Annotated in this window: 10 protein-coding genes; all 10 read right to left on the minus strand. The window is 45.3% G+C overall.

Going from position 1 to position 11,779, the window contains the following annotated elements; genetic code table 11:
• Positions 1 to 18: 18 nt before the first annotated feature.
• A complete protein-coding gene (locus IEW88_RS15130) occupies positions 19 to 1,263 on the minus strand; it encodes an SAM-dependent methyltransferase (protein ID WP_053424802.1) in 1,245 nt (414 codons plus the stop codon).
• Complete coding sequence (locus IEW88_RS15135) at positions 1,260 to 2,015, minus strand: DUF1365 domain-containing protein (protein ID WP_221411436.1); 756 nt, start codon at positions 2,013 to 2,015, stop codon at positions 1,260 to 1,262. The genes IEW88_RS15130 and IEW88_RS15135 overlap by 4 nt, the downstream gene beginning before the upstream one ends.
• Positions 2,012 to 3,265 carry an NAD(P)/FAD-dependent oxidoreductase gene (locus tag IEW88_RS15140; RefSeq protein WP_147904786.1) on the minus strand — a complete coding sequence of 418 codons (1,254 nt, stop codon included), beginning with the start codon at positions 3,263 to 3,265 and terminating at the stop codon, positions 2,012 to 2,014. The genes IEW88_RS15135 and IEW88_RS15140 overlap by 4 nt, the downstream gene beginning before the upstream one ends.
• Positions 3,266 to 3,715, minus strand: coding sequence for a nuclear transport factor 2 family protein (locus IEW88_RS15145; protein WP_147904787.1), 450 nt, complete (start codon positions 3,713 to 3,715; stop codon positions 3,266 to 3,268).
• Positions 3,708 to 5,141 carry a deoxyribodipyrimidine photo-lyase gene (gene phrB, locus IEW88_RS15150; protein ID WP_147904788.1) on the minus strand — a complete coding sequence of 478 codons (1,434 nt, stop codon included), beginning with the start codon at positions 5,139 to 5,141 and terminating at the stop codon, positions 3,708 to 3,710. Before phrB ends, IEW88_RS15145 begins: the two co-directional genes overlap by 8 nt.
• Positions 5,141 to 6,082 (minus strand): YbgA family protein, encoded by a 942-nt coding sequence (locus IEW88_RS15155; protein WP_147904789.1) that lies wholly within the window; start codon positions 6,080 to 6,082, stop codon positions 5,141 to 5,143. The genes phrB and IEW88_RS15155 overlap by 1 nt, the downstream gene beginning before the upstream one ends.
• Before the next feature lie 214 nt (positions 6,083 to 6,296).
• Positions 6,297 to 7,886 carry a S8 family serine peptidase gene (locus IEW88_RS15160; RefSeq protein WP_147904790.1) on the minus strand — a complete coding sequence of 530 codons (1,590 nt, stop codon included), beginning with the start codon at positions 7,884 to 7,886 and terminating at the stop codon, positions 6,297 to 6,299.
• A 308-nt stretch (positions 7,887 to 8,194) separates the two neighbouring features.
• A complete protein-coding gene (gene ihfA / locus IEW88_RS15165; RefSeq protein WP_008898181.1) occupies positions 8,195 to 8,491 on the minus strand; it encodes an integration host factor subunit alpha in 297 nt (98 codons plus the stop codon).
• A gap of 2 nt (positions 8,492 to 8,493) precedes the next feature.
• Positions 8,494 to 10,881: a phenylalanine--tRNA ligase subunit beta gene (gene pheT, locus IEW88_RS15170; RefSeq protein WP_147904791.1), complete on the minus strand. Its 2,388-nt coding sequence runs from the start codon at positions 10,879 to 10,881 to the stop codon at positions 8,494 to 8,496.
• On the minus strand, positions 10,881 to 11,732 hold the full coding sequence (pheS, locus tag IEW88_RS15175) for a phenylalanine--tRNA ligase subunit alpha (RefSeq protein ID WP_188713513.1): 852 nt from the start codon (positions 11,730 to 11,732) through the stop codon (positions 10,881 to 10,883). Before pheS ends, pheT begins: the two co-directional genes overlap by 1 nt.
• Between the last annotated feature and the right edge of the window lie 47 nt (positions 11,733 to 11,779).

Below are 11,779 nucleotides of genomic sequence, written 5' to 3' on the forward strand. Positions count from 1 at the left end.
TTATTAAGCAACGAAAAGTTAGATTTTGTTCCTGTTCAATGGTTTGGTAAAGACCAAATGCACAGCACTGGTCGCTCTTTCCAAAAAACCACCTTCGCAGTAACACAGATAAAAATGCCAAAGCCGGATAAACTCATCGTCATAGCCAAGCTGATGCAATTTATCCCGTGACGCCATAAAGTTCTGACACCAATGCTGTAAAGTCCGGGCATAGTCCAAGCCTATATCCTGCACTTGGCGCAATACTAAATCTGTATAGTTAGCGACGGCGTTACTCATACGCTGAATAGAGGGCAAGCAACCACCAGGGAAAATATAACGTTTGATAAAATCAACTTCTTTGACATAGTGGCTATAACGTTGATCCGCTATGGTAATAGCCTGCAATACCATCAAACCATCATCTTTGAGTAAGCTTGAGCATTTCGCGAAGTATTGATCGAGAAAGTCATCACCAACGGCTTCAATCATTTCAATAGAAACCAGCTTGTCATAAGTTCCTGTTAAATCTCGGTAATCCTGAAACAACAAAGTAATTTGAGATTCCAGACCAGCTTCACGGATTTTTTCAGCTGCATAATCATGTTGCTCGCGTGAAATAGTGGTAGTGGTGACTTTACAACCATAATTACGGGCGGCAAAAATAGCCATACTGCCCCAGCCCGTACCTATTTCAATCAGATGATCGGTCGGTTTTAGCTGTAGCTTGTCACAAATGGATTTCAGTTTGTTGACTTGCGCTTGTTCCAGTGTACAGTCTTCCGTTTCATACACTGCACTGGAGTACATCATGCTTGGATCTAAAAACAGCTGATACATGGAATTACCCAGATCATAATGAGCCGCAATATTTTTCCTCGACTGCTCCTTCGTATTACGATTACGCCAATCCAACAGTTTTAATGCAGGTTTACTTAATCTGGCCCAGGCAGATTCCAGCTTATCCAAAAGAGCCGAGTTACGCGCTAACAACTGCACTAATAAAGTTAAGTTATCACAACGCCACTGTCCTAAAATGTAAGACTCGCCTGCCCCAACAGAGCCTGCAAACACCATTTTTTGATAAAAATCAGGATCCACTACGGTAAGAGTACATTGCATTTCACCCTTGCTATCGCCTAACAGGGTTTTTTCCTGGCCTTCAACTAATAAGATTGCGCCGTACAAAAGTTGGCTTAAATGATTTAGCACCAACTTACGGCAGGTTTTATCAAACCAACTCAGATTTTGAAAAGGACATTGTTCGGTGATCGAAACCGTCATCTTGCTGTTTCCTTTGACTTAGGGTGGCCATATACAGGCACTGCTTTGAGTAGCAGTTTTAATGCATGCCAATAAATTCGTGTCATCACTTGTACGTTTTGCCATGGACGACGGATCAATAAAGCTTTAAGTGCTGTCTGAGTAAAAGGCTGAGACAACAGATGAAACCAGGCACTGAATACCTTTTGCTCATCTTTATAATTAGTGATAGCTAATTCTAGTTTTTCTGAATTAGCAAGCACTGTCCAGTGATATTGCATATCCATAGGATTAAAGGGCGACACATGAAAAGCCTTGTCATGCTGATACTGCGATTTTTCAGAGCTTTGCACTGGTACCAGATAATAATGCCGTTCATTCCATGGTGTGTTACTTACCTCGGCCAATAACGCAACTAACTGCTGTGTATCATCAAAACAGTAATACAAGGTTAGTGGACTAAAGTAATAGCCCCAATTCGCCAGCGGGCTCATCATACAAACTTTACTGATAGTATCAGTACAGCCTAAGCTCTGCACTTTGAGCCGGACCGCCTGAGCCAAATCCTCAGGTCCGGACAAATAATCAGAACGTCGATAGCTGCATGCAGCAAAACGAGCAGTTGACCATAACCAGCCTTTTGCCGGAATACTGTTGATCTCATTCAGATCCAGCCAAAAATAATGCACTTGATAGTCAAAGCCGTGTACTTTCGGCAGATAACGTTTATGCCCTACTTCTCCTGTTAATAACGCATGGCCTGGTGGGATCAAAACTCCACTCCCATGGCTCTGGCTATATCGACCGCACTTCGCACACCATCTTCATGGAAACCGTTATACCAATAAGCACCACAGAACCAACTATGATTAACACCATTGATTTCACCACGGCGTTGCTGCGCAGCAATAGTGCAGTGATTGAACACAGGATGAGCGTATTGAAAACGTTTTAAAATCTTGTTCTGATCAATAGCATTACTGTGATTCAGCGTTACCACAAAAGTAACAGGCGCTTCGATGCCCTGCAGAATATTCATGTTGTAACTCAAAGTTGCATGGCTGGATGCAGCATCTGTCAGATGGTAGTTCCATGCGGCCCAGGCGGCTTTACGTTGAGGCAAAATACGATCATCCGTGTGTAAAATCACGTCGTTGTTCTGATAAGCAATGCCGCCCAAAACTTGCCGTTCGGCGTCGCTGGCATCCTTAAGTAGAGCTAAAGCTTGATCGCTATGACAGGCAAATACGACCTGATCAAAACGCTCAATACGCCCGTCGATAAACTCTAGCGTAACACCTTCGGCATCCCTATTTACCGCTTTTACCGGGCTATTTAGTTTGAGCTGTGCAGGGTTGAGTGTATTTAATAAAGCCCGTACATATTGCCGTGAACCGCCTTTGATCACAGACCATTGCGGACGCTCAGTCACATTCAGCAACCCATGGTTTTTAAAAAACTGTAGAAAAAAACGCAGTGGAAAAGAGGGCATATCCGCTAAACCAGAGGACCAAATCGCCGCGCCCATAGGTAATAAATAGTCATTGCGAAGTGCTTTGCCTAAGTTATGTTTGGCTAAGAACTCGTCAATCAATAAATCCAGATCCGGATGATTTTGCTCCAACAACTCCTTACCCAACTTATTAAATTTGACGATATCCAACAGCATACGCCAGAACGAAGGCCGAAACAGATTACGACGCTGCGCAAATAAAGTTGAAAGGGTATGGCCGTTGTATTCTAAACCTGTATCAGCTTTTTTCACCGAAAAACTCATTTGGGTGTGCTGAGATTCTACCTGAAGCTCAGCTAAAAACTTGTTAAACAATGGATAAGTCCAGTTGTTGAATACGATAAATCCTGTGTCGATGGCATAGTCCTTACCTTCAACATTCACATCTACTGTCGCAGTGTGGCCACCCAGATAGGAACCCGCTTCAAATAAAGTGACTTCATGTTGGCGCTGCAACAAATACCAGCTGATCATGCCGGAAATACCACCGCCTATTACTGCTATCTTCATCTACGCTTCCTTTGCCATTTTTTGTTTAATTTTGTTCGTGACCCAGCCTAACAGCGGTATATGCTGCAATACCATTTCATTTAAGTCGTAATAATCTCTGTGATACGCAATTTTGCCTTCACTATTCCAGTGCACTATGGAACAACCGTGCACAGAGATAGGTTTGCCATTGCCTATAGCGTCATGAGTAAACGTCATCACCCAACTCAGGCAACCCTGATCCTGATTAGCAATTTGTGAGGTCGCAACAAAATGACAACTACTTAAGCGTGCATAAGCATGAGAGAAATACTGCTGCAGCTGTTCAAGCCCGAGCATGTGGTGCACAGGGTCGATAAACTCCACATTAGTGGCATAGAGTTCAGCAAGAGAGTCTAAGTTATTTTGACTTAAGTTATTGTAAAAATTTAAAAAACGTTCCAGCCGTTCTGTCGTGTTTGTCTCATTCATGATCCACTTCATCCTGCGGTTTTTTAACAGTATGGAATAACTCTAAGGTTTTCAATCGGGCTTTGCTGTGATCCACCACAGGTTTAACGTACTCATTCCACATCGGCAAAGGATGTGGCCAATGGATTTGTTTTTTTGGTATATCAGCAAGCTCCGGCAACATACGTTTTATGAATACGCCGTCCGGGTCAAATCGTTCACTTTGAGTCACAGGATTAAAAATACGGAAGTAAGGGGCGGCATCTGTGCCTGTTGAGGCCGCCCATTGCCACCCACCGTTATTGGCAGCAAAGTCACCATCAATCAGCTTCGACATGAAATACTGCTCACCCCAACGCCAATCAATATGCAAATCTTTCACCAAAAAGCTGGCCACTATCATACGCAGCCTGTTATGCATCCAACCAGTTTGATTCAACTGGCGCATCGCCGCATCGACTATAGGATAACCAGTTTTACCCTGGCACCAGGCCTGAAATAGTGCCGCGTCGTTTGGCCAGACAATACCATCTGTGTCTTTTTGAAACGCCTTGTGCTTAATAAGCTCTGGAAAAGCCATCAAAATATGGTGATAAAAATCCCGCCATACCAGCTCAGAAAGCCAGACGGCTGCACCAGATTTTTCTTTATCCCAGTCGTTTGCCGCTTCCATTTGCAATCGATTGATGCATTGCTGTGCCGAAATCACACCTATCGCCAGATACGCCGATAAGGAAGAGGTGCCAGCTAAAGCGGGAAAGTCGCGTTCGGCCTGATAAAAGGCGGCTTTATCCCGGCAAAACTGTCGCATCTGTTCAAGAGCATGCAATTCATCCACGGCATAAGCGGCTGAACTTCCATCGCCCTGTTGCATCACAGAAAATTCAGGCAGCTGCAACTTTATTTCAGGCAGCGCTTTAGGTTTAGGGAAACACCGCACACCCGTTTCACGCAAACGCGCTAGCCAGGTTTTCTTAAAAGGCGTAAAAATCTGATAAATGCCGCCCGTCTTGCTCAGGATAGACCCAGGTGGCATCACCGCTTTGCGATCAAACCAAAAACAGGCTTTACCGGCTTTAGCGAAAATATCGCTGACCTTGCGATCACGTGCACGCTCACGCAGTTCGTACTCGGTGTGGCCGTACAAGAGCTCCGCTCCAGCCTTGATTAATTGCTGCATCAGCTCTGGCACAGCGGAGTAATGACTGCCCTCAATCGCCACTAAAGGAATATTCAAAGCAGCAAGCTCTGTTTGTAGCTGTACCACACGGCGGCGAATGAAATCTTGTTTGACCGGCGCCATAAAGTGCTGCTGCCAGCTATCTGGCGTAGCGATAAAAAGTGCAACGACAGGCAAACCTGACTGACAGGCCTCGAATAAAGCCTGGTTGTCATAAACACGTAAATCATTACGCAGCCAGACTAAAGAAAATGCGTTGTTACTCATCAGGCGCGTAACCCCAGCTCATCGGGGAACGGCTGCAGGTACTGCTGTGCCGCCAGATACTGATGTGGATGCTGAGCCAAATGGTGGCGTAGCAAAGTTAAAGGTGCCAATAAAGGCAAATGCCCCTGACGGTATTTATGAATAAGGGCCAAAAGCTCTTGTTTGGCAGCGCTTGTCAGCATCTTTTTAAAGAAGCCCTGCAAATGCATCAGTACATTCGCCTGCTGCTTTCGGGTAGCCTGTTGTTTTAAGGCCTGCATTAAATCCAGTAAATAACGCTGTGCCAATTCATCAGGAGCAAACAATCTGGCTTGAGCCACTAAACGGCCTAATTCCCGGTAGGCTGTTGGACTATGCGCCATCACCAAAAACTTATAACGGCTGTGAAAAGCCACCAACTTGCCTACAGTAAAACCGGATTGCAACATCTGCTGATAGTCATGGCAAGCAAAAATCCGGGTGACGAAATTTTCCCGCAGGTTAGCGTCAAGCAAACGGCCATCCTCTTCTACAGGTAACCAAGGGTAGGTATGCATCAATTGCTGGGTAAAGACCCCGACACCTACTTTGCCCAACTGATGACCATTTTGATCATTTAACCTTACCCGCTCCATGCCACAGCTGGGTGATTTTGCGCAAACGATATAGCCCGACAACTGCTTCAGCTCTGGCAACAGTTTTTGACTAAATTGCAGCATAGCTTCTGTGTGGTCAATGCTGCTGTCTTTGCTATTGACCAATCGCACTTGCTGCTCGGCATTAAGCTGTAAGCGAATGGCAGGACGCGGCACACCTAATCCTATCGCCTGTTCGGGACAGACAGGAACATAAGACACAAAAGGAGCAAGGGTGCTGTTACAAAATTCAGATGCTTTATGGCCGGCATCAAACCGCACTTTTTGACCAAGCACACAAGCGCTGACACCGATTTGGATACTCATATTTATACTCACAGAAAAAATCACGGAGATGACTAGAATTGTTTACAGATCAGCAGGTTCATTGGATCACTGCAAGAGAAATTTTTTGAATATCAGATACGGTATATTTTCAACAAACCAGAGCTCCAGACTAGAGTTCTAAATTTTGCTGTCCTTGCAAAATGTAAAAGCTGCGCAAGATGACGCAGCTTTTATAAAGGCGATACTTAGTTACTTAATAAGAGTAACTCATGGTTACACCACTAAAGGTGGTATAGGCTTTAATGCCTACATGCCAGGTACCCGCCTGTGGGTTGCTGATAGTGCACTGCTCCGCATTGCCATTCAAATAGGGACGGCAGTTGTACAGCGTTTCTGTTGGCTGACTGTTGTAACGCACGTACAGATCTGCATCACCAGTCCCACCTGAAATGGTAAAGGTTAAAGTACTGACGCCAGAGGGGATCACGTAAGAGCCACGTAACCAGGTCCCAGTACTGGCGGAAAGATTAGGAAAGGTTTCCCCCCCTGTTGGTGGAGGATTACCTCCACCGCCACCACCGCTACAGCCATTGGCCGTCAGATAATCCACTGCGGCTTTGGCTTGAACTATACCAAAACCAAAAGAATTATCGCGCCCTGCTGTGCCTCTGTCCTGCGCTGTCGCCTGCAAGGCGCTACGAATTTGTGGAGCTGTACATTGAGGATGGTTACTCCAGACAAGCGCAGCAACACCAGCTACATGAGGTGAGGCCATAGAAGTACCGCTAATGCTATTGTAGCCACCGTTATTCCAGGTTGAATTCACTGCAACACCAGGGCCTGCTAATTCTACCTGAGCGTTACGCTGAGAAAAGCTTGCCAGATTACGATTCGAATCTACTGCAGCCACCGAAACCACAGCGTTGTAAGAAGCAGGATAAGACAAGCTGGTATTACCGGCGTTACCCGCCGCAGCAATTAACAACATTCCACTGTTGTAAAAATTGGTCATGGCGGTTTGTTCTGTCTGACTGGAACTACCGCCGCCTAAACTCATATTCACCACTTTTGCTCCTGCATCCTGACAAGACTGGATCCCGTCAATCAGATCAGAAGCAAAAGTCCAGTTTCCTGAATCATTAAAAATTTTAACTATATGCACGTCAGACTGAGCTGAAGGCAGCACCCCTATCACACCATCGTTATTGTTCAGAGCCACCATGGTACCGGCAACATGAGTACCATGACCATTACCGTCCGATGACCAACTGCCGTGGCCGGAAAAAGCAAAACCGCTAACGCCAGAATTCGGTAAATCCGGATGGCTTAGAGTGTAGCCGGTATCTATGACACAGACTTTGGTATTCGCAGCATTGGCATCGCTGACCAGATTAGCCTGCACCATAGGAATACCATAAGGAGTGCTTTGGGCCATAGGTGTGATCACGTCAAACAGATAACGTTTCTGGTCAACCTCGATGTATTCCACTTCAGGATCAGACACCATAGCTTTAAGCTGACGTGGATTTAATTCCAGCACACTCGATTTGACTGAACTTAAATGTTTAATCACTTTGCTTTTATATTTACGAGCAAAGGTTTCCGCTTTTTGCACAGAGAATGCAGGAGTAGCTTGAGTCGCATTTTGTAGACTTCCTACACCGCCGTTTTTGTATTTCACAATGTAACGGGTAGTACTGTCATCACTAGGATCGATGACCGCGACATCTGCTGCAGTGATCAAAACGGGTTGATCCACTGCTGCAGCTACAGCGACTGAGGTTAAGGATAAAGCAAAACAACCAGCAGTTCCCAGTAACAGTACTTTGTTTCTATTTTTCATATATGTACCTTGGTAAGAATTTTGAAGTCCATGATGTGAAGTTGCATCCTGCGGCTCAAAACTTAGCAAGGCATCGAAATAACTCTTTATATTAAAATTATATTTTTATTATATTTTCTTTACATTTAATCACTTAAGTTCAAACTCGTGATTTTATGTAATCATCTGGACAGAACACCAAAACAGCAGAGAAAAGAGTGCATTAAAGCGTTGATTGGGGATCCATACTTTGAATCCACAGCTTTTTAAGCAAATAAAAAAGGAGTGTCCTTGAGGAACACTCCTTTTTCTACGATAGAGAGAAGGTATTACTTTTTGGCGGTACCGACTTCGACTCTGCTCTTCAACTTCTGGCCTGGTCTGAAGGTCACCACACAACGGGCAGAGATAGGAATATCTTCACCTGTTTTTGGGTTCCGGCCTGGCCGTTGGTTTTTTACTCGCAGGTCAAAATTACCAAAACCTGACAGTTTTACCTGGTCGCCTGCTTCCAAAGCAATGCGGATCTCTTCAAAAAAAGATTCGACAATTAATTTTGCATCGCGCTTGCTGATGCCAAATTTGGTAAATAAACGTTCTGCTAAATCGGCTTTGGTAAGCGCCATTCTTAATCCCTCAACGTTGCGTTGAACTCTTTGCTTAGCACCTCAACCACAGAAGAGATAACCTGTTGGATATCTTTATCTTCAAGCGTCCGCGCCTTGTCCTGCAAGGTTAAAGCTATAGCCAATGACTTATGGCCTTGTGCAACACCCTGCCCTGTGTAAACGTCAAACAATTTTAGGTCAACTAATTGATTTCCGCCAACTTTTCTAATAGTAGCAAGGATATCTGAAAAACGCACATCAGATTTCACAACAATAGCTAAATCACGGCGGTTTGCTGGGTATTTTGAAGTTTCCTGAGCTAAAACAATGTGTTTATCACCAAATGCTTCCAGCTCTATTTCAAATAAAAAGGCTTTGCCTTTAATACCCAGTTTACGCTCAGCTTCCGGATGCAAGGCACCAAGCACACCTACAGCTTTACCATCCCGGTTTAACTGGGCAGTCTGACCCGGATGCAAGGCGCTGTGTTCACCTGTGCTGAAAGTAAAACACTCGGCAGCTGAAGTGCAGCTTAACAGCGCTTCCACATCACCTTTTACATCATAAAAATCAACGGCCCGCTCTGCGATAGTCCAGTGTTCGTTGCCATAACTTCCAACAATGACACCACCTAACACCGGCACCTGACGTACACCACCTTCAGCCTTTGCATCCGGGATAAACTTCAGGCCATATTCGAATAAACGAATACGATTTTGCTGACGGTTCTGGTTGTATTGCACAGCCTGTAACAAACCAGGCCACAGGTTTAACCGCATCGCCGACATATCAACCGAAATTGGATTTGGCAGCACCAAAGCAGACTGACCTGGGAATAAAGTTTCCTGCACTTTAGGATCAACAAAACTATAGGTAATAGCTTCCTGATAACCACGAGCGACTAGCAAATCACGTAAGCTATGCACAGAAATACGACTTTCCTGATGTTTGCTCATCGCAAGCGCAGCTTGTGGTGCCACATTAGGGATATTGTTGTAGCCATAGACTCGCGCTACTTCTTCGATTAAATCTTCAGGAATAGAGATATCAAAACGGTAGCTGGGTACTGTCACCTGCCACTCGTCACCAGACACTTTGACCTGCATCCCTAAACGCTGGAAAATTTCAGTGACAGTCTCTGTAGCAATAGAAATACCTAAAATACGATCCAGCTTAGTGCGGGTTAACACAATTTGAGCCGCTTTTGGCAGGTGCTGTTCAGACACAGCTTCAACCACAGGGCCAGCTTCACCACCGACAATAGCCAATAGCAAGGCTGTTGCTCTTTCCATCGCAGTGCGTTGTAGCTCTGGGTCTACACCACGCTCGTAGCGGTGAGAAGCATCGGTATGTAAACCGTATTGACGGGCAATACCAGCCATTTCAACAGGCGAGAAAAATGCACTTTCAAGGAATATATCGTTGCTGTCTTTGGTGACACCGCTATGCAGTCCACCAAAGATACCGGCCATTGCTAAGGCTTTTTTGCTATCGGCAATCACCAGCGTATTGGCTTTTAACGTCACTTCGTTGCTGTCCAACAGAGTGAGCTTTTCACCTTCTTTGGCCATACGCACATCGATATCACCCTCGATTTTTGCCAAATCAAAAGCGTGCATCGGATGACCCAGCTCCAACAAGACGAAGTTGGTTACATCCACCACAGCATCAATAGAACGGATACCAGAGCGGCGTAACTTTTCTACCATCCACAAAGGCGTTACAGCCGCTGTGTTGATATTCCGAATCACACGGCCTAAATAACGTGGACAGGCCTGTGGTGCAGATAACTGAATACCTTTTACATCGCTGATCGTTGCAGCAACAGCAGCAATGTCTGGCTGACAGACATCCAGATTATTCAACACTCCCACTTCACGGGCTAAACCTTTTAAGCCCAAACAATCAGCACGGTTTGGTGTTAAATCTACTTCAATCGCCTGGTCATCTAACGTCAGGTACTGACGAATATTCTGGCCCAGCGGCGCATCAGCAGGCAGTTCAATAATACCATCTGAACTTTCGGCCATGCCAAGCTCAGATAAAGAACACAACATACCGTTCGATGGCTGACCACGTAACTTGGCGGCTTTAATTTTAAAATCGCCCGGTAATACAGCGCCTACTGTGGCTACTGCGACTTTTAAGCCCTGACGGCAGTTGGCTGCACCACAAACGATATCTAATAACTCACCTGTGCCAATATCCACTTTGGTGACTTGTAATTTATCGGCTTCCGGATGACGACCACATTCAACCACATAGCCGACTACCACACCGCTAAACTCGCCAGCCACAGGCTCGATGCCATCGACTTCCAGACCGGCCATCGAAATTTGTTCTGCTAACTCATTGGTCGATAACTGCGGGTTGACCCACTCACGTAACCAGGATTCACTGAATTTCATTATCTGCTCCCGCTTATCTGAATTGCTTTAGAAACGCCCATACCAAAAGCAAAGCCGCTGTAGATTTCAGGGTCTATGCCAACAGACTCAGCAGATGGCTCAGTAAAAGGGAAAAAGGACGGACGGAAACGTATTTGCAGGTCTTCTTCAAAATAGTTATTCAAAAAATCGTGCAAAATACCTTTGAGCTCAGTAAAGCTGACATTTTTATCGACCATTAACCCTTCCACCTGATGGAACATCGGCGTATGGGTTTGATCGTAATCGTTACGATACACACGGCCTGGGGAAATGATGCGCAGCGGTGGCTGTTCTGTTTCCATAGTACGAATTTGCACACCAGAGGTCTGAGTACGCAGCATCAGCTTAGGATTAAAATAAAACGTATCGTGATCAGCGCGGGCCGGGTGATGCGCAGGAATATTCAATGCATCAAAATTATGGAAATCATCTTCGATTTCCGGGCCATGTTTGACTTCAAAGCCTAATTCACCAAAAAAGCTCTCAATACGGCGAATGGTCCGGGTGACGGGGTGCAGGCCACCGACTTCTAAAGTACGGCCAGGCAACGTCACATCAATCTGTTCTTTTGACAGTTTTTCTGTCAGTTCAGCCTGCTGCATCTGATCACGTTTAGTGTTTAATGCATCCTGTACTTGCTGTTTTAAATCATTGATCTGTTGACCAGCCGTTTTACGGGTCTCTGGATCCATGGCACCTAAAGACTTCAGCAGCTCAGTGATGCTACCTTTTTTGCCCATAAAGGCCACACGCACATCTTCCAGTGCGTTGATATCGTTCGCTACAGCGACTGCCTGTAAGGCTTCTTCTAAAATGGCGGTTAAGTTCATCGCTATCCTCAGACCAGCGTTAATCCCTATCGAAACGAACACTGCAG

Origin of the sequence: Rheinheimera tangshanensis, assembly GCF_014645135.1 — a bacterium.
Taxonomy (GTDB): domain Bacteria; phylum Pseudomonadota; class Gammaproteobacteria; order Enterobacterales; family Alteromonadaceae; genus Pararheinheimera; species Pararheinheimera tangshanensis.